The organism is Streptomyces sp. NPDC051907, from assembly GCF_040681075.1.
In the GTDB taxonomy this organism is placed as follows: domain Bacteria; phylum Actinomycetota; class Actinomycetes; order Streptomycetales; family Streptomycetaceae; genus Streptomyces.
Map to the genome: position 1 here is coordinate 259,898 of NZ_JBFAYB010000002.1, position 21,376 is coordinate 281,273.

Genomic DNA, 21,376 nt, shown 5'->3' on the forward strand with positions numbered 1-21,376 from the left:
GTGAGGGCAGTGCTTCCGGAATGCGAAAACCGTAGGGCTGTCCGTTTTGGGGCATTTCAAAATTTCCCGCGGCCTTTTCCGGACCCCCCGCCCGTCTGTCTCGGCCGCCCTTCAGCCCGGCCACACCACCGCCTGCGTCTCGCTGTACGCGTGCAGGGCGTACGACCCCACATCGCGCCCCACCCCGCTCTGCTTGAACCCCCCGAACGGCGCCTCCATGTTCCTGCCGATCGTGTTGATGCCGACGCCGCCCGCCCGCAGCCGCCCCGCCACCCGGAACGCCCGCGCCACATCGCCCGACCAGACGTAGTCCAGCAGCCCGTAGTCGCTGTCGTTGGCCAGCGCGACGCCCTCCTCCTCCGTGTCGAAGGGGACGACCACGACGACCGGGCCGAAGATCTCCTCCCGGACGACCCGCATGTCGTTGGTGCAGTCGGCGAAGAGCGTCGGCGCGACGTAGAAGCCGCGGTCCATGGCGGGACGCTCGCCGCCCGCGACCACGCGCGCGCCCTCCTTCCGCCCCAGCTCTATGTACGACTCGACCCGGTCCCGGTGGGCCGCCGAGATCACCGGGCCGACCACCGTGCCCCGGTCCGCCGGATCGCCGACCTTCAGCCGGCCCGCGTACTGCCGCAGCATCTCCACCAGCCGGTCGTGGACGCCGCGCTGCGCGATCACCCGCGTGGGCGCCGTGCAGATCTGCCCGCTGTAGAAGGAGAACGTGGTGCCGACGCCCATCACCGCGGACTTGAGGTCCGCGTCGTCGAAGACCAGCGCCGCGCCCTTGCCGCCCAGCTCCATCAGCTGCCGCTTCATCCCGCGGCCGCAGACCTCCGCGATGCGCCGGCCGACCGCGGTCGAGCCGGTGAAGCTGACCATGTCGACGTCCGGGGAGTCGACGGCGGCCTCGCCGACGGCGGGCGCGGCGCCCGTCACCACGTTCACCACACCGGGCGGGACGCCCGCCTCCGCCAGCGCCTCGGCCATCCGGTAGACGGAGAGCGGGTCCTGCGGGGCGGGCTTCACGACGACCGTGTTGCCCATGGCGAGCGCGGGGGCGACCTTGCCTGCCGCGTTCGCCCAGGGGTTGTTGTACGAGGTGACGCAGGTGACCACGCCCACCGGGCGGCGTACCGCCACCGCCCCGAAGACGCCCGCCCCGCCCATCGGGCCCGCCGCGTTGATCTGCGGGGGCAGCGGCTGCTCGACCGGCTCCAGCGCGCCCCTGGCGTAGCGCCGGAAGCGGGCCGCGCCCACCGCGACCTGCATTCCGCGCGCGGTGGCGGTCGTCGCGCCGGTCTCGGCGCGGGCGAGCTCGGCGTACGGCTCCGCCTCCCGCTCGATCACGTCGGCCGCGGCGTCGAGGATGCGGGCGCGCTCCTCGGGCCGGGTGCGCGACCAGGCGGCGAAGGCGTCCCGGGCGGCCGCGGCCGCCTGGTGGACCTGGTCGCGGCTCGCCTCGGGGGCGAGGCCGACCGTCTCCTCCGTCGCCGGGTCGACGACCTCGTAGTGCCCATGGGCCGGCTCGACCCACTCCCCGCCGATGAACAGCTGCTGGCTCACTTCGTCGACACCGTCCTGGTGTCGCGTCCGGAGCGCAGGACCGTGCCCGGCACGGCGCCGGTGACCTGGTCGTCCCGGATCGTCTCGACGCCGTTGACCCGCACCGAGACGATGCCGACGGCCTTCGCGTCCAGGCGCGGGCTGCCGCCGGGCAGATCGTGCACCAGGGTCGCCGGGCCCGCCTCGATCCGCTCCGGGTCGAACAGCACCAGGTCCGCGTGCCAGCCCTCCTGGACGCGGCCGCGCTCGCGCAGGCCGAAGAGCCGGGCCGGGTCGTCGGTCAGCATCTTCACGGCCTCCTCCAGGCCGACGAGCCTGCGGCCGCGCAGACAGTCGCCGAGGAAGCGGGTCGTGTACGGCGCCCCGCACATGCGGTCCAGGTGCGCGCCCGCGTCGGAGCCGCCGAGCAGGACGTCCTCGTGCTGCCAGGTCTGCTGGCGCAGCTCCCAGGAGGCGGGGTCGTTGTCGGTGGGCATGGGCCATAGGACCGTGCGCAGCTCGTCGGCGGCGCAGATCTCCACGAGGCAGTGGAAGGCGTCCTGGCCGCGCTCGGCGGCGATGTCCCTCACCACGCGCCCGCTCAGGCCCTTGTTCGCCTCGGAGTAGGTGTCGCCGATGACGTACCGGCCGAAGTCGGCCAGCCGGCGGAAGACCCCGGCCTCCTTGGAGCCGGCGCGGCGGAGCATCTCGGCGCGGACGTCCGCGTCGCGGAGCCTGTCGATCCGCTGCGGGACGGGCAGCCCGAGTATCTCGCCCCAGCCGGGGATGAGGTTGAGGGCGCAGAACGTGCCGAGGGACATGTTCATGGGCGTGAGGATCGGCATGGTGAGCGCGACGATCCGGCCGCCCGCCTTGCGGGCGCGCTCGCTGGGCTCCAGCTGGCGCGGCACGCGCTCGGGGACGGCGGCGTCGATGGTCAGCACGTTCCAGTTCAGCGGCCGTCCGGCGGCCGCGCTCATCTCGACGAAGAGGTCGATCTCGTCGTCCGAGAACTGGTCGAGGCAGCCGGCGACGATCGCCTCCAGCTGGGTCCCCTCGTGCTCGGCGACGGCCCGGCTGAGGGCGAGGAGCTCCTCGGGCCGCGCGTGCCGGGACGCGACGGGCTCGCCGTCTCCGTCGGAGTGGGTCGAGGACTGCGTGGTGGACAGGCCCCACGCGCCGGCGTCCATCGCGTCGTGGAAGAGCTGGAGCATCGCGTCCAGCTGCTCGGGCGTGGGCTGGCCGCCGACGGCGTCGGGGCCCATGACATAACGGCGCAGCGCGCAGTGCCCCACCATGAAGCCCGCGTTGACGGCGATCCTGCCTTCGAGGGCGTCCAGGTACTCCCCGAAGGTGTGCCAGCTCCACGGCGCGCCCTCCTCCAGGGCGACCAGGGACATGCCCTCGACCTTGCTCATCATCCGGCGCGTGTAGTCGGCGTCCTCGGGGCGGTCGGGGTTGAGCGGCGCGAGGGTGAAGCCGCAGTTGCCGCCGGCGACGGTGGTCACGCCGTGGTTCAGGGAGGGGGTGGCGTACGGATCCCAGAACAGCTGGGCGTCGTAGTGCGTGTGCGGGTCGACGAACCCGGGGGCGAGCACGAGCCCGGACGCGTCCTCGCTGGTCCTGGCCTCCTCGGCGACGGCCCCGGGCGCGGCGATGACGGCGATGCGGCCGTCCCTGACGCCGACGTCGGCGACGTAGGCGGGCGCGCCGGTCCCGTCCACGACGGTCGCGGAGCGAATGAGGTGGTCGAGCATGGCGTGAAGCCCCTTCCGTACGCGGTGAGTTCATGGCTCCGGCCGGGCGCGCGCGGCAGGCCGCTGCCGAGAGCGCTCCGGCCGGAGCGAGGGGCGACGGTCCGGGAGACGTCGCCGTCCATGGGGTGCGAGTCCCGCCCCGCCGGCGAGGGAGACCGGGCAGGGAGACCGGGCAGGGGCGGATCCCCGACGGGCTGGGCCGTCAGGACCCGATGAGCTGGACCTCAGGACCCCGCGGGCTGGACTGTCAGGACCCCGACGCTGCGCGGAAGCGGCTCGTCCGGTGGACCGGGTCCGTGTCGATCTTCGGGATCACGTGCTCCCCGATCAGCCGGATCGACTGCAGCGTGTCCTCACGCGAGATCCCGATCGGCATCCCGAACGACAGCTGGTCCGCCCCCGCCTGCTCCCACCTCTTACACTGCGTCAGCACCTCGTCCGGGTCGCCGCAGATCAGCAGCTCCTCGGCGATGAGCAGTTCGACGATCTCCTCGTTGAACTCCGGCAGCGTCTCCGGCCAGACCGGGAAGCCCTCGGGCCGCGGGAAGGTGTCGTGGTAGCGGAAGACCAGCGACTGCAGATAGTTCAGCCCGCCGCCCGCCGCGATCCGTACCGCCTCCTGGTGGGTGGGCGCGCAGATCGCCGTCGAGGTGACCATCACGTTGTCGTTGACGAAGTCGCCGACGGGCTCCGCCTCGAGGATCGCCGTCTTGTACTGCTCCAGCACCCACTCCATGTCGGAGACCTTCTGCACGCTGAAGCCCAGCACCCCCAGCCCCTTCTTGGCCGCCATGGCGTACGACGGCGGCGACCCGGCCGCGTACCACATGGCCGGATGGGACTTTCCGTACGGCTTGGGCAGGACCTTGCGGGGCGGCAGCGACCAGTGCTTGCCCTGGAAGCCGACGTACTCGTCCTGGAGCCACATCTTGGGGAACTCGGCGATCGTCTCCTCCCAGAGCTCCTTGGTGTAGTTCATATCGGTGACGCCCGGTATGAACCCCAGGATCTCGTGCGAGCCGGCCCCGCGCCCCGACCCGAACTCGAAGCGGCCCTCGGAGAGGTGGTCGAGCATCGCGACCTTCTCGGCGACCTTCACGGGGTGGTTGACGGGCGCCAGCGGGTTGAAGATGCCCGACCCCAGGTGGATCCGGTCCGTGGCGTGCGCGAGGTAGCCGAGGAACACGTCGTTGGCGGACAGGTGCGAGTACTCCTCCAGGAAGTGGTGCTCGGAGGCCCAGGCGTACTTGAACCCGGACTTGTCCGCCTGGATGACGTACTCGGTCTCCTCCATCAGCGCCTTGTGCTCGGCGAGCGGGTCGGTCTCGGCGCGCTTTCCGACGTATCCCTGTACAAAGAGCCCGAATTCCACGTTCTTCTCCTTCGGGGGTCTGGGGGTTCGCCCCCAGAAGGCCGCAGTGCCGTCCGTCAGGATTCCCAGCTACCTGACGAACCGTCAGATCTCTCGATGCCGTCGACTGTTCCACCGCGTGCGCGAGGCGTCAATACCAATAACTGACGATGCGTCAGAACAGGCTGACGCCGGCCAGCCAGCCCCCGTCGATGACGAACGGCTGGCCGGTGATGTACGAGGAGTCGTCGCAGCTCAGGAAGAGCGCGAGCCGCGCGACCTCCTCCGGCCGCCCGATCCGCCCGAGCGGCACGAGCTTCTGGTAGAGCCCGGCGACCGCCTGGGGGTCCACGCCGTCCGGGTTGCTCATCGCGGTGTCCACCGCGCCGGGGCAGACCGCGTTGACCCGGATCCCCCGCGCGGCCAGCTCCACGGCCGCGACCCTGGTCAGACCGAGGATCGCGTGCTTGGTCGCCGCGTACGCGCCCACGCCCGCCATGCCCGTCAGGGCCGTGTACGAGGCCGTGTTGACGATGGTGCCGCCGCCCGCCGCCTCGATCTCGGGCGCGACGGCGCGTATCCCGAGGAACGCCCCGACCTGGTTGACCTGCGTGATCAGCTGGAACTCCTCGAGCGGGGTGGAGACCAGCTCGTTGAAGCGCAGGATGCCCGCGTTGTTGACGAGCCCGTCGATCTTCCCGAAGGCGTCCTTCGCGGCGGCGACGGCGGCGGTCCACTCCGCCTCCTGGCTCACGTCGAGATGCACGTACACGGCGTTCGACTCGCCGAGCTCCTTGGCGAGGGCCTCGCCCTGGTCGTCCAGCACGTCGGCGAGCACCACCCGCGCGCCCTCCGCCGCGAAGAGCCGCGCCTCCTGCTCGCCCTGCCCGCGCGCCGCACCCGTGATCAGGACGACCCGGCCGTCGAGCTTTCCCATGCTGCTCTCCTCAGTTCAAGTGGGCTCAGTTCAGGTGCGGGGCGGTTCAGGTGCGGGTCAGTTCAAGTGGGGGTCAGTTCAGGTGGGGTGCGACCTCGGCGGCGAAGGCCGCCATCTGGTCGGTGAGCTCGCCGCGGCTCCGGCTGCGGAACCGGACCTGGATCTGGTGCACGCCCATCGCGGCGTAGGCGCGCAGCGACTCGGCGAGGGCGTCGGGCTTGCCGGTCAGGGTGCGCCGGCCGGTGTGCCACGTCGGCTCGCCCACGTACAGCGGCTCGGCGATGGCCCCGATCTCGATGGGCTCCTCGATCCCGGCCACTTCGCGCAGCGCCTTCAGCCGGGCGATCTGGGCGGGGAGCCGGTCGCGCGGGTCGCCCTGGGGCAGCCAGCCGTCGCCGCGCACGGCCGCCCTGCGCACGGCGGCGGGCGAGGAGCCGCCGACCCAGAGGGGGACGCGGCGCTGGGCGGGCCGCGGCCGCTGCCCCAGCCCGCTGAAGGCGAACCGCTCTCCGCTGAACTCGGGGTACTCCTCCGCGCCGAGCGCCGCCCTGAGCGCGTCCATCGTCTCGTCGAGCACCGGCCCGCGCTGCTCGAAGTCGACGCCGAGCGCCTCGAACTCCTCCTTGACGTGCCCTGCCCCGACCCCGAGGACCAGCCGCCCGCCGGAGAGGCAGTCCACGGTCGCGTACTGCTTGGCGGTCGCGAGGGGGTGCCGCAGCCCGACGACGGCGACATGGCTCAGCAGCCGTACGCGCTCGGTGACGCCCGCGAGGAAGGAGAGCGTGGCGACGGGGTCGTACCAGACGGTGGACATGGCGTCGGCGAGGCGGCGCGGGATCGCCACGTGCTCGCAGCTCGCGAGGTACGCGAAGCCGCACCGGTCGGCGGTTCTGGCGATCTCGACGAGGTCCTCGGGGCCGGCCTCGGTCTCCCAGGACTCGGCGTAGAGGGTGCTCTGCGACTGAATGGGGAGCTGCATGCCGTACGACAGCTGTCCTTGGGGCAGTATTCGCACCGTTCGCCGCCTCCTCGCAGTGAAGCTGACATGTCGTCACCTGATCGGACGAGGTCATCGTCGTACCTGACGGTTCATCAGACAAGAGGCGTGCGGCGGCGCGCTCCAGGGCGAGGTCAGCTCATGTGGAACCCCAGCGTCAGCTCACATCGAACCCCAGCGCCGAGGCGATGACCGCGGCCTGCTCCAGGTCGATCTTCGCGCCCGCGATGTCGACGGCGAGCGGGTCGAGGGAGCTCAGGTCGCTGCCGCGCAGATCGGCCCCGGCCAGCTTCGCGCCGCGCAGCATCGCCCCGGACAGGTCCGTGCCCGTCACGGTCGCGGCCTCCAGCCGGGCCGCGGTCAGGTCCGCCTCCCGCATCCGGACGCCGTCGAAGACGGCCTTGCGCAGATCGGCGCCCGGCAGGCCGACGAAGGACCAGTCTCCGCCGGTCACCGAGAAGACGTTGAAAGTGCACTGCTGGAAGAGGCTGCCGACGGCCTTGCACTGCTCGAAGCGGGTGTCGAAGAAGACGCACCGCTTGAACGTGCAGTTGGTGAAGGCGGCGGCGGTGTGCACGGAGGCGTTGAAGCGCACGCCGGAGAAGGTGCACGCGTCGAACACGCCGCCTTCGTTGCGCACCTCGGTCCAGTCGGTGTCGAGGAAGGTGTGGCGGGCGAGCCGGAGTCCGGACAGATCGCGGCCGTACCAGTCCTCGCCCCTGACCACGACGGCCTCGTCGGGCACGGGGGCCTGGCGCGAGACGGGGTCGACGTCGGGGCGTTCGCGTCTGCTGGGCATGCTCCCGATTGAACACCTCGCCACTGACAACGGCGCTCCGAGCGCTGAGCGCTGCCCTCCCGGCCCTCAGCGCTCAGCCGCCGGCTCCCGGCCTCCGGCTTCCGGACCTCCCCCGCTCTCAGCCGAGCAGGGCGTAGACCGTGCTGGCCCGGGCGGCGGGCTCGTCCGTGCCCTCGGCGGTCATGACGACGTCCGCGAAGGCCATACGGCGGCCGAGCTTGGTGACGCGGGCCTCGACCAGCACGTCGGCGCCGAGGACGGCGCGCTGGAACGAGGTGGACTGCTGGACGGTGGTCATCGGCCCATAGGCGCCGCGGGCGGACGCGACGGCGATGACGGTCGCGGTGTCCGCGGCGGCCATCAGCGCCTGCCCGGACATGCCCCCGCCCTCCCGCGCGAGCCGGTCGGTCCAGGGCAGCCGCAGCACGGCGTGCCGCTCGCCGGCTTCGACGACGCGGAGCCCGAGGTCGAGCACCCAGGGGGCGAAGTTGTCGGCGAGGATCTTCTCGGCTTCGGCGAGGGGGAGCGTCATGGGTCGATGGTGGCGGCTGCGGGCGAGCGCCACAACACCCCGCGCGACGCCTCGCGTCACGACACGGAGCTGGTCTCTCGCGGTCCTTCTGATGCCGAGGCCGCGCGCTGCGGCTGCGGCTGGGGCTGCGGGAGACCTGAGCGCTCCCCCACCCCCGGGAAGCGGCTCGACCCCCGCCCGAACCGCGTCGCGGCGGTTCGGGCGGAGGCCGGTGGGGCTCAGAGCGCGCGCAGCGCGCCCCATGTCTGCGGGCCGACGACGCCGTCCACCTGGAGCCCGTTCACATCCTGGAAGTGCACGACCCAGCTCTCCGTACGGGGCCCGAAGGCGCCGTCCACGGCGATCGCGTTGCCGCCTGCCCAGTAGTTGATGAGGCACTGGATCTCTCGGACCCGGTCGCCGGTGTCGCCGCGCCGTGTCGTCGCGCTGCCGTCGTAGTAGCCGCAGTAGGCCGGCGCCGCCGGCATCACCGCCACGGCCGGAGCCGCCGCCGAAGTCGCGGAGTACGCGACCCCGGGGGTCATGGCCAGCATCAGCCCGGCCAGCATGGTCACTGCCGCGACCGCTGTGCGTTGACGCATGAGCATCGAAGAAATTCCCTCCCTTGGGCGGCGCGTCTCGCCGCAGGGGGAGGCTGGCGTTCTCAGGGCGCCGTCATGCGCGGGCGGTCCCTCTTTAACCCGCCCGAGTGATCATGGTCGGCACACCACGCCCATCGGGCACATCGACCACGAACAGGGTCACTTGGGCACGAGGGCGGTGCGCCCCTCGCGCCCCTCACGCGACGGCGCCGTCACTCACGTCGCACCCGTCACGCAGCCCCGTCGCTCACATCGCACCCGTCACTCACATCGCACCCGTCACGCGCCCGGTCCCGCACCGGGCCCGCACCCGTCACGCGCCCGGCCCCGCCCACAGCCCCTCGGGCGTCAGGCCCAGCAGGTCGATCGCGTTCCCTCGTACGATCCGGTCCACCACGTCCGGCGCGAGGTGGCCCATCTGGCTCTCGCCCACCTCCTTGGACTTCGGCCAGGTCGAGTCCGAGTGCGGGTAGTCCGTCTCGTACAGCACGTTCCCGACCCCGATCGCGTCCAGGTTCTTCAAGCCGAACGCGTCGTCGAAGAAGCAGCCGTACACATGCTCCGCGAACAGCTCCGACGGCGGGCGCGTCACCTTGTCGGCGACCCCGCCCCAGCCGCGGTTCTCCTCCCAGACCACGTCCGCGCGCTCCAGGATGTACGGGATCCAGCCGATCTGGCCCTCCGCGTACATGATCTTCAGGCCGGGGAAGCGCTCGAACTTGCCGCTCATCAGCCAGTCGACCATCGAGAAGCAGCAGTTGGCGAAGGTGATCGTCGAGCCGACCGCCGGAGGGGCGTCCGCCGAGGTCGAGGGCATCTTGCTGGACGAGCCGATGTGCATGGCGACCACGGTGCCCGTCTCCGCGCAGGCCTCGAGGAAGGGGTCCCACGCGTCGGTGTGGATCGACGGCAGTCCCAGATGGGGCGGTATCTCCGAGAAGCAGACCGCCCGCACGCCCCGCGCCGCGTTCCTGCGGACCTCCGCCGCCGCCAGCTCCGCGTCCCACAGCGGGATCAGCGTGAGCGGGATGAGCCGGCCCCGAGCGTCCGGGCCGCACCACTCCTCGACCATCCAGTCGTTGTACGCCCGCACCGCCAGCAGGCCCAGCTCGCGGTCCGGGGCCTCGGTGAAGGTCTGGCCGCAGAAGCGCGGGAAGGTCGGGAAGCAGAGCGCCGACTGGACGTGGTTGACGTCCATGTCCGCCAGCCGGTCCGGGACGCTGTACGAGCCCGGGCGCATCTGCTCGTAGGTGATGACCTCGAGCTTGATCTCGTCGCGGTCGTAGCCGACGGCCGTGTCGAGCCGGGTCAGCGGCCGGTGCAGATCCTCGTAGATCCACCAGTCGCCTATCGGGCCGTCGTCGCCCTTCTCGCCCATCACGGGGGCGAACTTGCCGCCCAGGAAGGACATCGACTTCAGCGGCGCCCTGACGATGCGCGGACCGATGTCCCGGTACTTCGAGGGGAGCCGGTCCCGCCAGACGTTGGGGGGCTCAACCGTGTGATCGTCCACCGAGATGATCTTCGGGAAGGTCTCCATGCGTTCCACGGTAGCGCCAATCTGACGATCCGTCAGCTAGCCGGACGAGCGGAGGCGGACCGGGGGCGGACCGGGACCGGCGGGGGTCCACGGGGGGCCTGCGGAGGCTTGCGGCCGGGCTCGGTGATCACTATGAACTCGGTCTATACACGCCGTGTATATTGCCTCGAACGCAGAAGCGGGGTCGTACCCCCAGGGGGGAATTCAGCATGTCCACAAAAAGCATGACATCGAAAGCCGGCATCGCCGTCGCAGCCGCTATAGCCGCTCTCACGCTCAGCAGCTGCTCTATGGAGACCACGTCTCCCGGCGCCGCACGCGACCAGGCCGGCTCCGACGCCAAGCCGCTGTCCGCGCAGGACGTGGACTGCGACAAGGCGAAGTGCATAGCGCTGACCTTCGACGCGGGCCCGGGCAAGGACACGCCTGAACTGCTGGACACCCTCAAGGCGAAGAAGGTCCCCGCGACCTTCTTCCTGCTGGGCAAGAACCATGTGCTCAAGCACCCCGACGTCGTACGCCGCATCGCCGACGAAGGCCACGAAGTCGCCAACCACACCTGGTCCCACCGGCGTCTCGACGAGCTGGAGACCGACGAGATTCGCGAGGAGCTGTCCCTCACCCAGGACGCCATAGCGAAGATCACCGGCAGCAGGCCGACGCTGATGCGACCGCCCCAGGGACGGATCAACGACGACGTCACCGAGGTCAGCAAGGAGCTCGGCCTGGCGCAGATCCTGTGGAGCGCCACCGCCAAGGACTACTCGACCACCGACTCCGAGCTCATCAAGACCCGGATCCTCGACCAGGCCGACCGCGACGGCATCATCCTGCTGCACGACATCTACGACGGCACCGTCCCGGCCGTCCCCGGGATCATCGACGAGCTGAAGAGCCGCGGCTACACGTTCGTCACCGTGCCGCAGCTGCTCGCCCCCGGGAAGGCCAACCCGGGCGAGGTGTACCGCCCGTAGAACCACCCGTAGAGCCACCGGTAGAACCGCCCGTAGACCACCAGTAGTCACCAGGAGAACCGCCCGCCGGGCCGTCCGCAGATCCTGCGGCGCCGTCCGAAGACCCGCCGGACGCCCTGCCCGGCGCCCCGCCCGTCGCCCCCGCCTGTGGAACCGAGATCGTCGAAGCGTGTTAGCGCAACGCCGCACGCGGGCAGGTGCGTGGAGGACCCGAGGAGGAGGTGCCCCGCTGCTGACGGGGCCACCATGCACAGGGCAGACTGTCGAGGGCGATTCCGGCAGCAGCGGGGGCAGGGGGCAGCTATGGACCGTGACAGCGGGCCACGCGTACCGGAGCAGCGCGCTCCGGTGCAGAGCGGCGGCGTTGACCTGCGCTTCAGCGTTCTCGGGCCCGTGCGGGCCTGGCGCGGCGGGGAGCCTCTGCCATCCGGTTCGCCGCAGCAGCGCGCCCTGTTGGCCGCGCTCTTGCTGCGCGACGGGCGCACCGCGACGGCATCCGAGCTGATCGACGCGATCTGGGGCGAGGACCCCCCTTCTCAGGCGCTGGCCGCCGTCCGTACGTACGCCTCCCGGCTGCGCAAGGTGCTGACGCTCCAGGCGCTGGTCAGCGAGTCGGGCGGCTATGCGATCCGGGTCAGGCGCGACGCTCTGGACCTCTCGGTCGCCCAGGAGTTGGCCGCGGAGGCGGAGAAGTCCCGTGCCGCCGGCGACCGCTGCCAGGCCAGAGCGCTGGTCGACAAGTCGCTGGGCCTGTGGGACGGCGAGCCCCTCGCCAATGTGCCGGGGCCGTACGCCGAGAACCAGCGGGCCCGTCTGGAGGAGTGGCGGCTCCAGCTCCTGGAGACCCGGCTCGACCTCGACCTGGAGGTCGGCTGCCACGCGGGCGCCGTCTCGGAGCTGACCGCGCTCACCGCCGCGCACCCGCTGCGGGAGCGGCTGCGCGAGCTGCTGATGCTGGCGCTGTACCGCAGCGGACGGCAGGCCGAGGCGCTGGCCGTGTACGCGGACACCCGTCGGCTGCTCGCCGAGGAGCTCGGCGTCGACCCGCGCCCCGAGCTCTCCCGGCTCCAGCAGCGCATCCTCCAGGCGGACGAGGAGCTGGCCAGGCCCAGCGAGGAGCCCGCCCCGGCCCCACAGCTGACCAGGCCCGCGCAACTGCCCGCAACGGTTCCCGACTTCACGGGCCGCGCGGCCTTCGTACGGGAGCTGAGCGCCCAGCTGGCCACCTCCGAGGGCTCCGTGATGGCGGTCTCGGCGCTCGCGGGCATCGGCGGCGTCGGCAAGACGACCCTCGCGGTCCATGTCGCGCACGAGGCCCGCCCGCAGTTCCCGGACGGCCAGCTCTATGTCGACCTCCAGGGCGCGGGCAACCGCTCCGCCGACCCGGAGACCGTCCTGGGCGCCTTCCTGCGCGCCCTGGGCACCGCGGACTCCGCGATCCCGGACACCCTTGACGAACGGGCCGCGCTCTACCGCTCGACCCTCGACGGCCGCCGGATACTGCTCGTGCTCGACAACGCCCGCGACGCCGCCCAGGTCCGCCCGCTGCTGCCCGGCACAGCCGGCTGCGCGGCGCTGATCACCAGCCGGGTGCGGATGGTCGACCTGGCCGGGGCCCACCTCGTCGACCTGGACGTGATGTCGCCGGACGAGGCCCTCCAGCTCTTCACCAAGATCGTGGGCGAGGAGCGGGTCACCTCCGAGCGGGAGGCCGCCCTCGACGTCGTCGCCGCCTGCGGCTTCCTGCCGCTGGCGATCCGCATCGCGGCCTCCCGGCTGGCGGCCCGCCGCACCTGGACGGTCTCGGTGCTCGCCGCGAAGCTCGCGGACGAGCGCCGCCGGCTCGACGAGCTCCAGGCGGGCGACCTCGCGGTGAAGGCCACCTTCGAACTCGGCTACGGCCAGCTGGAGCCGGCCCAGGCCCGCGCCTTCCGGCTCCTCGGCCTCGCCGACGGCCCGGACATCTCGCTCGCGGCGGCGGCCGCGGTGCTCGACCTCCCGCCCCAGGAGACCGAGGACCTGCTGGAGGCGCTGGTCGACACCTCTCTGGTGGAGTCGGCCGCGCCGGGCCGCTACCGCTACCACGACCTCGTCAGGCTCTACGCGCGTTCGTGCGTGGAGCGGGACGAGGAGCCGCCCGCGGAGCGGGAGTCGGCGCTCGCACGGCTGCTGGACTTCTATCTGGCGACGGCGACGCGGGTGTACGCGATAGAGCGGCCGGGCGACCGACTGGTGGACCACGTCGGGCCCGCCTCCTCCGAGGGGCTCGCCTTCGCCGACCGGCACGAGGCACAGGACTGGCTGTACGCCGAGGCGCACTGCCTGCTGGCGAGCGCGCGGCAGGCGTCGAGCGGCTCGCGGCTGCGGCTCGCCGTCGACCTGCTGTGGGCGGCACAGGACCTCGCGGAGTCCGGCGCCAACTGCAAGCTGTACGAGACCGTGGCCCGCACCGTGCGCGACGCGGCCGCCGCGGCGGGCGACGAGCGTACGGAGGCCCGCGCGCGGACCTCGATGACCAACGTCCACCTGGTGGCGGGCCGTTACGAGGAGGCCGACGAGGAGGCCAAGCAGGCGGCGGCGCTCGCCCAGTCCGCCGACGACCCCGCGCCGGTCTACTGGTCGGACAACGACCGCGGGATCATCGCCTTCAACCAGCGGTGGTACGCCGAGGCCGAGGAGCATCTGCGCCGTGCGAGCGCGGGCTCCCGACTCGACGGGAACCTGCCGGGCGAGGCCAGCGCGCTGTGCAACCTCTCGCGCATCCATCTGTCCATGGGGCGCACCCAGCAGGCCATAGCGCTCGCCGAGCAGGGCGTGGAGATCTACGTCCGCATCGGGCACACCCTGCGGCTCGCCAACGCGCGCTACGCCCTGGGCGTCGCGCTCACCCACGCGGGACGCCACACCGAGGCGCTGGAGCAGCTCATCGAGGCGCTGGAGCGGTTCGAGACGAACCGGCAGCGACTATGGGAGGGGACCACCCACTTCCGTATCGCACAGGCCCACTTCTCGGCCCGCAGGCCGGCCCGGGCGGCGCAGCACGCCGAGCAGGCCCTCGCGATCGGCTGCATCGGCGGCGACCGGACCCGGGCCCATGTGCTGATCACGCTCGGCCGGGCGCTGGAGGGCCTCGGCCAGGCGGACCGGGCGCGGGCCTGCTGGCGTGAGGCGCTGTCGCTGCACGAGCAGTCGGGGGCGGCGGACTCCACGGAGGCGGAAGAGGTACGGGGGCTCCTCAGTCCGCTGAGCGCGGCATAGGGGGCCCGTCGGGCGATGCGTGAGGAACTGTAGGCGAGGTGAGGCGCCGTCGGGCGCTGGGCGAGCAGCCGTCGGGCGGTGCATGAGGATCCGTAGACGATGGGCGAGGAGCCGTCAGGCAACGTGCGAGGAACGGTCAGGCGACGCGTGAGCAGCCGTCAGGCGACGGATGAGGGCGCGGAATCGGCGTCGCCCGCGTAGCGTGGCCGGACAGGCGGCCGGACAGGCGGCCGGACAGGCCGCACAGCCGGCCTCCGCGGAGGCCCTCGCACCCGTCCGAGGGTCCGGCCGCGCGGCAGCGCAGCCTTCCGTTTCTCGGTCCGGTTCAATCCGGTGCAGGCCCGCCGCCAGGGCGTTCATCGAATGTTTATGCTCGTCCGACATCCTCAAGTGCATTCGATCCGTCGCGTCGGGGGGCACACGGATCAACGGGACCGAAAGGTCCACTGGCCTTCTGTCCGGCGACCCTCGGGGGAGTCTCCGGGCAGAAGGCCACCTTCGGTCATGTCGGGCAATCCCATGGGGGACAGAAACATGAGCAACGCCGAGCAGAACAAGGAAGAGATCACCACGATGGGCGACCACCACACGCCGGCCCCGCCCAAGGACGGCATCACCACGATGGGCGACCACCACACTCCCGCGCCGCCGAAGGACGGGATCACGACCATGGGCGACCACCACACGCCGGCCCCGCCCAAGGACGGCATCACGACCATGGGCGACCACCACACTCCCGCGCCGCCGAAGGACGGGATCACCACGATGGGCGACCACCACACGCCGCTTCCGCCCAAGGGCTGAGCGCGGGGCTGAGAGCCAAGGGCCGAGAGCCGGGCCTGCACCCGGCTCCGCCACCACGGGGTGCGGCCGCGGCGGCGCGGAGGGGGAGCCGCCGCGGACGTAGGGAGTGAGCCCTCCCCGTCCCCGAGGCCACTTGCAGCTGGTTCCGGTTCAGGTCCGGAGCCAGCCGCAAGTGGCCTGATTTTTCCAGCCTGTTAGCCCACAGCCAGACACTTCGGTCAGATTCCGGCACCACAACGACAATTTCAAAAGGATCTTCCGCTAAAACGGCGCGCGATCGGTCGATGGCAGTGTGTACTGGGCGGGCCGCCCCCTCGGGGCGGCCCACACCCCTGCCTTCCCCGAGGTCTATTCGATGATCGAGATACCCGACCTGGCCGCCGGCGGCCTGGCGGCCGGGACCCTGTCGGCGTTCGTTCTGGGAGGCGGGCTACTGCGGTCCCGTCGTCAGCGGGCCCGACAGAGCGACGAGATCGCGGCCCTGCGGTCCCATCTGGACATGGCGCGGCAGGAGGTCGACCGCGCGACCCAGGCGTCGCGTCAGGAACTCGACCGCGCCGCGCAGGCGTCCCGTCAGGAACTCGAGCGGGCCACGCAGGCATCCCGCCAGGAACTCGACCACGCCGCCCAGGCGTTCACCGCCGAGATCGTCCACCTGGCCGAGCAGCGCATTCCGGCCGAGGCCACCCGCGCCGCCCACCCGCACATCCAGGTTCCGGGCCATCTGCACCCCGAGCTCGAGGGCACCGAGATCGGCGCCGGGCTCGACGACGTGCTGACCGGGCTGCTGACCGCCCTGGCCCAGGAGCGCAAGCGCGTCGACGCCGCCGCCCGCGCGGGCATGCGCGGCGCGACCCGCGAGATCCAGGCCGGGCTCTACCGCCTCCAGGACGTTCTGCGCGGGCTGCAACAGCGGTACGACGACCCGGAGCTGGCCCAGACCCTCTTCGCCCTCGACCACGAGAACGAGCAGTCCCTGCGGCGCGCCCAGGTCGCCGCCGTGGTCTGCGGCGCGTGGGTGGGCCTGGCCCGTGAGGAGTCGCACCTCGTCGAGGCGGTCACCGGCGGCCAGTCCCGGCTCGTCGGCTACCACCGGGTGCAGATCCACAACCACCTGGAGGAGGGCACCGCCCTCGTCTCGCACGCCGTCGAGCCGGTCGCCATCATCGTCGCCGAGCTGCTGGACAACGCCCTGCGGCACTCCTCGCCGGACACCTCGGTCGTCGTCAACCTCGAACGCGCCCACCACGGCGTCTCCGTCACCATCGACGACGCCGGAGTCGGCATGGCCGCGGACGAGCGCGCCTACGCCCAGCGGATGGTGGCGGGACGCGAGCCGATCCTGCTCTCCGAGCTCGGCGACCCACCCCGGATGGGGCTGGCCGCGATCGGCCAGCTGACCCGGCAGTTCGACCTCTCCGTCGATCTGTCGTCCCCCTCGCCCTATGGCGGGGTCCGCGCGGTGCTGCTGGTCAAGAACCATCTCCTCAGCCATATCGACGCCGTGCTGCGGCCGCCCGCGGCCAGCGCCCCGCGCTCCACCCGTCAGGCCGAGACTGCCTCCTCGGGGCCGCAGGCGGAGGCGGCCGTCGACGAGGACGCCGCCACGACGCATCTGGCCGTCGAAGCGCCCTACGCCGATGTGCGGATCCCCGCGCAGAGCTCTGGCCACAGCTCTGGCCACAACCCTGCCCACCGGCCCGCGCACGCTCTCGCCCCGCCCGCTTCCGCCGCCTCCGCTTCCGCAGAGCCCGCGGAAGACGGCGAGGTGCTCCCGCAGCGCCGCCGCCGGGTGCGCGCCGACCAACTGCCCGGGCAGGCCCCGCCGGTGCAGCCCAAGTCGCCCGCCCGCAGCCCCGAGGAGGCCGCCGCGGCCCTGGGAGCGCTGCAGACCGGGACCGCCGCCGCACGGTCCGCCCACGACACCACCGAAGGGAACGACCCCCGATGACCAGCCGCGACGCCGGCGACACGGCCTGGGTGCTCGATCCGATCCTGGAGATCCCCCATGTCAGGGCAGCCGTGCTGCTCACCAGGGACGGTCTCGTCTCCGGGTACTCCGCCGCGCTGTCCCAGGCCTCGGCCGAGCGGACCGCCGCCATCACCAGCACCGTGCAGGGCGCGTGCCGCACCGCGGCGGCCGCCTTCGCGGACCAGGACAACGCGGACGTCCGACAGGTCGTCATCGAGTCCGACCACGGCTACATCCTGGTCGTGCCCACCGCGCACGGCACCTGTGTGGCCGCGTTCGGCGACCCCGAAGTACGCCTCGATCTGCTCGCCCACCGGGTCCACTCGCAGGTGGCCCGGCTCGCCGAGAAGGCGATGGCCGTCGGGGCGCGCGGCGCCGATGGCGGCACTGCGGCATGACCGGCCGCCGGAGCGGCCGCCCCCTGGTCCCCGCCTATCTGTCCACGGGCGGGGTCGCGCGGCCAAGCCGCAACAGCCTTGAGCGTCTGTCGGTGCTGACCGGCGGGGGCGGGCCGATCCCCGCCGAACTCCCGGCGGCCCAGCACAGCCTGCTCCAGACGCTGGACGGCGGCTCGCTGACGGTGGTGGAGACGGCGGCCCTGCTGGAGCTGCCCGTCTCGGCCATCCGCGTGCTCGCCGCCGATCTGATCGACCAGGGGCTGGTGAGCGCGCGCCCACCCGTCCCCTTCGCCGCCCAGCCCGACCGTGACCTGTTGAAGAGAGTCGCCGATGGCCTCCGCGCCCTCAAGCTATAGCGGTCCCTCCAGCTATAGCGGTCCCGCCAGCCCTGGCAGCCCCGCTGGCCCTAGCAGCCCTGCCGGCCACGGCGGTCCCGCCGCCCAGGGCGGCCCTGGCGCCCCCAGCGGTCCCGCCGCCTATAGCGGTCCCGGCGGCCATGGCGGTCCCGGCGCCTATAGCGGAGCCATGGGCCACGCCGACCCCTCGCCCCACGGCGACTCCGGCCGCCAGAGCGACCTGCATCTGCCGGACACCGCCCGTGAACTGGTCAAGATCCTGGTGGCCGGCCCGTTCGGGGTCGGCAAGACCACGCTGATCGACTCGGTCTCCGAGATCCGGCCGCTGCACACCGAGGAGCAGCTGACCGAGGCGTCCGTGGCGGTGGACGACCTCGCCGGCGTACGGGACAAGACGACGACCACCGTCGCCATCGACTTCGGCCGGATCTCCCTGACCGGGGGGATCGTGCTCTATCTGTTCGGCACCCCGGGCCAGGAGCGCTTCCGCTCCCTGTGGGCCGACATCGCCTTCGGCGCGCTCGGCGCGCTCGTGCTGGTCGACACCCGCAGGATCGACGACTCCTTCGACGTGCTGGGACTGGTGGAGGAGTCGGGGCTGCCGTACGCCGTCGCGCTCAACACCTTCCCCGACTCCCGCCACTACACCGAGGAGCAGCTGCGCCGCTCCCTGGACCTGGAGCCCGAGACGCCGATGGTGATCTGCGACGCCCGCGACACCAACGCCTCCGTCGACGCGCTGCTCGCCCTCGTACAGCACCTGATCGACCGCAGCAGCTCCCCCTCGCAGCCCCACCCGCCGACGGAGACCCGGTGAACAGCTACCCCGCCCCCGCAGCCGCCTTCTCCCTGTCCGCGCCGGTGCGGCTGTGGGAGGAGGGCTTCGCCGCGGACCCGCACAGCTACTACGCGACCCTCAAGGCGCAGGGCCCGGTCGGCTGGGCCGAACTCGCGCCCGGCGTGCCGGCGTACGTCGTCACCGACCGCCGCGCCGCCCTCGATCTGCTGCACGACGCCGAGACCTGGTCGCACGACCCGCGGCCCTGGGAGGCCACGGTCTCCGAGGACTCCCCCATCCTCGGCATGATGCGCTGGCGGCCCAACAGCCTCTTCGCGGACGGCGACGCGCACATCCGCTACCGCCGCACCCTGATCGACGCCTTCGACCTCGTCGAGTCGCACGACCTGCGCGAGCGGGTGCACCGCGCCGTGGACATCCTGGTGACCCGGTTCGGCCCGCGCGGCTCGGCCGACCTGGTCGTCGACTTCGCCCGCCCGCTGATGGCGCTGATCTTCAACAACCTCTTCGGCCTGCCCGACAGCGAGAGCGGCCGGCTCAACGACGCGCTCGGCCAGATGATGGAGGGCGGCGAGCAGTCCGCGCAGGGCGAGATGGAGTACGGCCGGTACGTCCTGGAGCTCGTCGGCGCCAAGAGCGCGGAGCGCGGCGACGACCTGACCAGCTGGCTGCTCGACCATCCCCTCGAACTCACCCCCGAGGAGGTGACCTGGCAGGTCTTCCTCACCCTGGGCGCAGGCCACGAGCCGACGGCCAACCTGGTCTCCAACGCCCTGTCCCGCATCCTCGGCAACCCGGCGTACTACTCCACCCTCACCAGCGGCTCCCGCCCGGTGATGGACGCCGTCGTGGAGGTGCTGCGGTACGAGACCCCGCTGTCGAACTACGGCATCCACTTCGCCCGCGAGTCGCTCAGTTTCCACGGCGTGTGGGTCCAGGCAGCGATCCCCGTCGTCATCTCCTACGGCGCGATGGCCCACTTCGCGGAGAAGGACTTCGGCGGCGCCCACCATCCGCACGACGCCTCGCACATGTCGTGGTCGGCCGGCCCGCACTCCTGCCCGGTCAAGCAGCACACCCTGCTGATCGCCACCGAAGCCATCGAACGGCTCACCCAGTGGCTCCCGGACCTGGAGCCGCTCACCCCGCGCGAACGCCTGTCCTGGCGGCCGGGGCCCTTCCACCGTTCGCTGACGGCGCTGCCCGTCCGCTTCACCCCCCGCACCCCCGACCAGCCAGGAGACCGCGCATGACCGCGTCCAGCCGTGTGGCCATCGATCCGTTCGGCGTCGACATCCCCGCGGAGAGCGCGCGGCTGCGCGCGCTCGGCCCGGTCGTGCCCGTCGAGCTGCCGGGCGGGATCCCCGCCTGGGCGCCGACCGGGTACGACGCTCTGCGTTCCCTGATCCTCGACCCGCGGGTCAGCAAGGACCCGCGCCAGCACTGGTCGCTCTGGCCGCAGCTCGGCGAACACCCGGACTGGGGCTGGATCCTGGGCTGGGTCGGCGTGATCAACATGCTCTCGACGTACGGCCCCGACCACACCCGGCTGCGCAAGCTCGTCGCCCCGAGCTTCACCGCCCGGCGCACGGAGGCGATGCGCACACGCGTGGAGGAGATCACCGAGGAGCTGCTCGGCAAGCTGGCCGAGGCGGGATCCTCGGGCGAGACGGTGGACGTGAAGGCCGGGTTCGCGCATCCGCTGCCGATGCAGATGATCTGCGAGCTGTTCGGGGTGCCGGAGCATCTCCACGACGACACCGGGCGGCTGATCGCCGCGATCATGGACACCTCCGACCCCAGCCCCGCGCACGCCGCGTCCGTGCAGCAGCAGATCGGCACGGTGCTGCCCGCGCTCATCGGCTACAAGACCGAGCACCCCGGCGACGACATGACCACCGAGCTGATCAAGGTCCACAGCGAGGACGGCGACCGGCTCAGCGACGAGGAGCTGCTCTACACCCTCCTGCTCGTCATCGGCGCGGGCTTCGAGACCACGGTCAACCTCATCGGCAACGCGGTCGTGGCCCTGCTCGAGCACCCCGACCAGCTCGCCGCGGTCCGCGCCGGCGAGATCGGCTGGGACGCGGTGATCGAAGAGGTCCTGCGGGTCCATCCGTCGATCGCCAGCCTCCCGCTGCGGTTCGCGGTCTCCGACATCACGGTCGAGGGGGTGACGATCCCGGCGGGCGACGCGATCGTGACGACGTACGCGGCGGCGGGCTACGACCCCGAGCACTACGGCCCCGACGCGACCTCCTTCGACGCGAGGCGCGGGGCGGACGACCATCTGGCGTTCGGCATCGGCGTCCACCGCTGCATCGGCGCGCCGCTGGCCCGCATGGAGGCGGCGGTGGCACTCCCGGCCCTCTTCGCCCGCTTCCCCGACCTCGCGCTCACCTGGAAGCGGGACGAACTGCGCCAGGTCCCGTCCTTCATCGCCTACGGCTGGCAAGAGATCCCGGTCCGCGTGACGAGCTGAGCGGAGGGGGAGCCTCGCCCCGTACGCCCTACGGGCGTGTCCTCAATCGCCGGACGGGCTGAGTTTCCCAGGCTTGGACGCGCATATTCAGCCCCGCCGGCGATTGAGGCGCGGGGTCCGGGGCGGAGCCCCGCGGGCAGCCCGCACAGGGCACGTCACCGTCGCCCCGGGGGGCTACGCCCCCGTACGGCCTTCGGCCGTGTCCTCAATCGCCGGACGGGCTGGGTTTCCGGCGACTGAGGCGCGTATTCAGCCCCGCCGGCGTTTGAGGCGCGGGGTCCGGGGCCGCGCCCCGCG

18 protein-coding genes are annotated in these 21,376 nt (G+C 72.1%); 9 read left to right on the forward strand and 9 right to left on the reverse strand.

The window, feature by feature from the left end:
* Positions 1-111: 111 nt before the first annotated feature.
* The 9 genes from AB0M39_RS02490 to AB0M39_RS02530 all read right to left on the reverse strand — a co-directional run bounded on the left by AB0M39_RS02490 (position 112) and on the right by AB0M39_RS02530 (position 10,036).
* A complete protein-coding gene (locus AB0M39_RS02490) occupies positions 112-1,563 on the reverse strand; it encodes an aldehyde dehydrogenase family protein (RefSeq protein WP_365359254.1) in 1,452 nt (483 codons plus the stop codon).
* The gene (locus AB0M39_RS02495; RefSeq protein ID WP_365359256.1) at positions 1,560-3,299 is read right to left on the reverse strand and encodes a D-aminoacylase; all 1,740 of its coding nucleotides are present in this window, start codon (positions 3,297-3,299) and stop codon (positions 1,560-1,562) included. Before AB0M39_RS02495 ends, AB0M39_RS02490 begins: the two co-directional genes overlap by 4 nt.
* 247 nt (positions 3,300-3,546) lie before the next feature.
* Positions 3,547-4,671, reverse strand: coding sequence for an LLM class flavin-dependent oxidoreductase (locus AB0M39_RS02500; RefSeq protein WP_365359259.1), 1,125 nt, complete (start codon positions 4,669-4,671; stop codon positions 3,547-3,549).
* A gap of 154 nt (positions 4,672-4,825) precedes the next feature.
* Positions 4,826-5,587, reverse strand: coding sequence for a glucose 1-dehydrogenase (locus AB0M39_RS02505; RefSeq protein WP_365359261.1), 762 nt, complete (start codon positions 5,585-5,587; stop codon positions 4,826-4,828).
* Between the two features lie 73 nt (positions 5,588-5,660).
* Entirely contained in the window at positions 5,661-6,566 is a 906-nt protein-coding gene (locus tag AB0M39_RS02510; protein WP_365359315.1) for an LLM class F420-dependent oxidoreductase, read from the reverse strand.
* 175 nt (positions 6,567-6,741) lie between these two features.
* Complete coding sequence (locus tag AB0M39_RS02515) at positions 6,742-7,383, reverse strand: pentapeptide repeat-containing protein (protein ID WP_365359263.1); 642 nt, start codon at positions 7,381-7,383, stop codon at positions 6,742-6,744.
* 118 nt (positions 7,384-7,501) lie between these two features.
* Entirely contained in the window at positions 7,502-7,915 is a 414-nt protein-coding gene (locus AB0M39_RS02520) for a PaaI family thioesterase (RefSeq protein ID WP_365359265.1), read from the reverse strand.
* 218 nt (positions 7,916-8,133) lie between these two features.
* Positions 8,134-8,502, reverse strand: a complete 369-nt coding sequence (locus tag AB0M39_RS02525) for a peptidoglycan-binding domain-containing protein (protein ID WP_365359267.1) — start codon at positions 8,500-8,502, stop codon at positions 8,134-8,136.
* 307 nt (positions 8,503-8,809) lie between these two features.
* Positions 8,810-10,036 carry an amidohydrolase family protein gene (locus tag AB0M39_RS02530; RefSeq protein ID WP_365359269.1) on the reverse strand — a complete coding sequence of 409 codons (1,227 nt, stop codon included), beginning with the start codon at positions 10,034-10,036 and terminating at the stop codon, positions 8,810-8,812.
* Between the two features lie 224 nt (positions 10,037-10,260).
* Here AB0M39_RS02530 and AB0M39_RS02535 point away from each other — a divergent pair, with 224 nt between their 5' ends.
* The 9 genes from AB0M39_RS02535 to AB0M39_RS02575 all read left to right on the forward strand — a co-directional run bounded on the left by AB0M39_RS02535 (position 10,261) and on the right by AB0M39_RS02575 (position 21,079).
* Complete coding sequence (locus AB0M39_RS02535; protein ID WP_365359271.1) at positions 10,261-11,010, forward strand: polysaccharide deacetylase family protein; 750 nt, start codon at positions 10,261-10,263, stop codon at positions 11,008-11,010.
* 303 nt (positions 11,011-11,313) lie between these two features.
* Positions 11,314-14,268, forward strand: a complete 2,955-nt coding sequence (locus tag AB0M39_RS02540) for a BTAD domain-containing putative transcriptional regulator (protein ID WP_365359273.1) — start codon at positions 11,314-11,316, stop codon at positions 14,266-14,268.
* 534 nt (positions 14,269-14,802) lie between these two features.
* Positions 14,803-15,072 carry a hypothetical protein gene (locus AB0M39_RS02545; protein ID WP_365359275.1) on the forward strand — a complete coding sequence of 90 codons (270 nt, stop codon included), beginning with the start codon at positions 14,803-14,805 and terminating at the stop codon, positions 15,070-15,072.
* Positions 15,073-15,427: 355 nt separating this feature from the next.
* The gene (locus AB0M39_RS02550; protein WP_365359277.1) at positions 15,428-17,023 is read left to right on the forward strand and encodes an ATP-binding protein; all 1,596 of its coding nucleotides are present in this window, start codon (positions 15,428-15,430) and stop codon (positions 17,021-17,023) included.
* Entirely contained in the window at positions 17,020-17,442 is a 423-nt protein-coding gene (locus AB0M39_RS02555; RefSeq protein ID WP_365359279.1) for a roadblock/LC7 domain-containing protein, read from the forward strand. The genes AB0M39_RS02550 and AB0M39_RS02555 overlap by 4 nt, the downstream gene beginning before the upstream one ends.
* Positions 17,439-17,798: a DUF742 domain-containing protein gene (locus AB0M39_RS02560; protein WP_365359280.1), complete on the forward strand. Its 360-nt coding sequence runs from the start codon at positions 17,439-17,441 to the stop codon at positions 17,796-17,798. The genes AB0M39_RS02555 and AB0M39_RS02560 overlap by 4 nt, the downstream gene beginning before the upstream one ends.
* A 169-nt stretch (positions 17,799-17,967) precedes the next feature.
* Positions 17,968-18,615: an ATP/GTP-binding protein gene (locus tag AB0M39_RS02565; RefSeq protein WP_365359282.1), complete on the forward strand. Its 648-nt coding sequence runs from the start codon at positions 17,968-17,970 to the stop codon at positions 18,613-18,615.
* Complete coding sequence (locus tag AB0M39_RS02570; RefSeq protein ID WP_365359284.1) at positions 18,612-19,850, forward strand: cytochrome P450; 1,239 nt, start codon at positions 18,612-18,614, stop codon at positions 19,848-19,850. Before AB0M39_RS02565 ends, AB0M39_RS02570 begins: the two co-directional genes overlap by 4 nt.
* Positions 19,847-21,079 carry a cytochrome P450 gene (locus AB0M39_RS02575; RefSeq protein ID WP_365359286.1) on the forward strand — a complete coding sequence of 411 codons (1,233 nt, stop codon included), beginning with the start codon at positions 19,847-19,849 and terminating at the stop codon, positions 21,077-21,079. Before AB0M39_RS02570 ends, AB0M39_RS02575 begins: the two co-directional genes overlap by 4 nt.
* Positions 21,080-21,376 lie beyond the last annotated feature (297 nt).

Bases quoted from the DNA above. Each gene is read 5' to 3' on its own strand.
- AB0M39_RS02495 (WP_365359256.1), bottom strand. From the start codon at position 3,299: ATGCTCGACCACCTCATTCGCTCCGCGACCGTCGTGGACGGGACCGGC.
- AB0M39_RS02575 (WP_365359286.1), top strand. From the start codon at position 19,847: ATGACCGCGTCCAGCCGTGTGGCCATCGATCCGTTCGGCGTCGACATC.
- AB0M39_RS02545 (WP_365359275.1), top strand. From the start codon at position 14,803: ATGAGCAACGCCGAGCAGAACAAGGAAGAGATCACCACGATGGGCGAC.
- AB0M39_RS02535 (WP_365359271.1), top strand. From the start codon at position 10,261: ATGACATCGAAAGCCGGCATCGCCGTCGCAGCCGCTATAGCCGCTCTC.
- AB0M39_RS02540 (WP_365359273.1), top strand. From the start codon at position 11,314: ATGGACCGTGACAGCGGGCCACGCGTACCGGAGCAGCGCGCTCCGGTG.
- AB0M39_RS02560 (WP_365359280.1), top strand. From the start codon at position 17,439: ATGACCGGCCGCCGGAGCGGCCGCCCCCTGGTCCCCGCCTATCTGTCC.
- AB0M39_RS02515 (WP_365359263.1), bottom strand. From the start codon at position 7,383: ATGCCCAGCAGACGCGAACGCCCCGACGTCGACCCCGTCTCGCGCCAG.
- AB0M39_RS02555 (WP_365359279.1), top strand. From the start codon at position 17,020: ATGACCAGCCGCGACGCCGGCGACACGGCCTGGGTGCTCGATCCGATC.
- AB0M39_RS02510 (WP_365359315.1), bottom strand. From the start codon at position 6,566: ATGCAGCTCCCCATTCAGTCGCAGAGCACCCTCTACGCCGAGTCCTGG.
- AB0M39_RS02530 (WP_365359269.1), bottom strand. From the start codon at position 10,036: ATGGAGACCTTCCCGAAGATCATCTCGGTGGACGATCACACGGTTGAG.
- AB0M39_RS02520 (WP_365359265.1), bottom strand. From the start codon at position 7,915: ATGACGCTCCCCCTCGCCGAAGCCGAGAAGATCCTCGCCGACAACTTC.
- AB0M39_RS02550 (WP_365359277.1), top strand. From the start codon at position 15,428: ATGATCGAGATACCCGACCTGGCCGCCGGCGGCCTGGCGGCCGGGACC.
- AB0M39_RS02565 (WP_365359282.1), top strand. From the start codon at position 17,968: ATGGGCCACGCCGACCCCTCGCCCCACGGCGACTCCGGCCGCCAGAGC.
- AB0M39_RS02525 (WP_365359267.1), bottom strand. From the start codon at position 8,502: ATGCTCATGCGTCAACGCACAGCGGTCGCGGCAGTGACCATGCTGGCC.
- AB0M39_RS02505 (WP_365359261.1), bottom strand. From the start codon at position 5,587: ATGGGAAAGCTCGACGGCCGGGTCGTCCTGATCACGGGTGCGGCGCGC.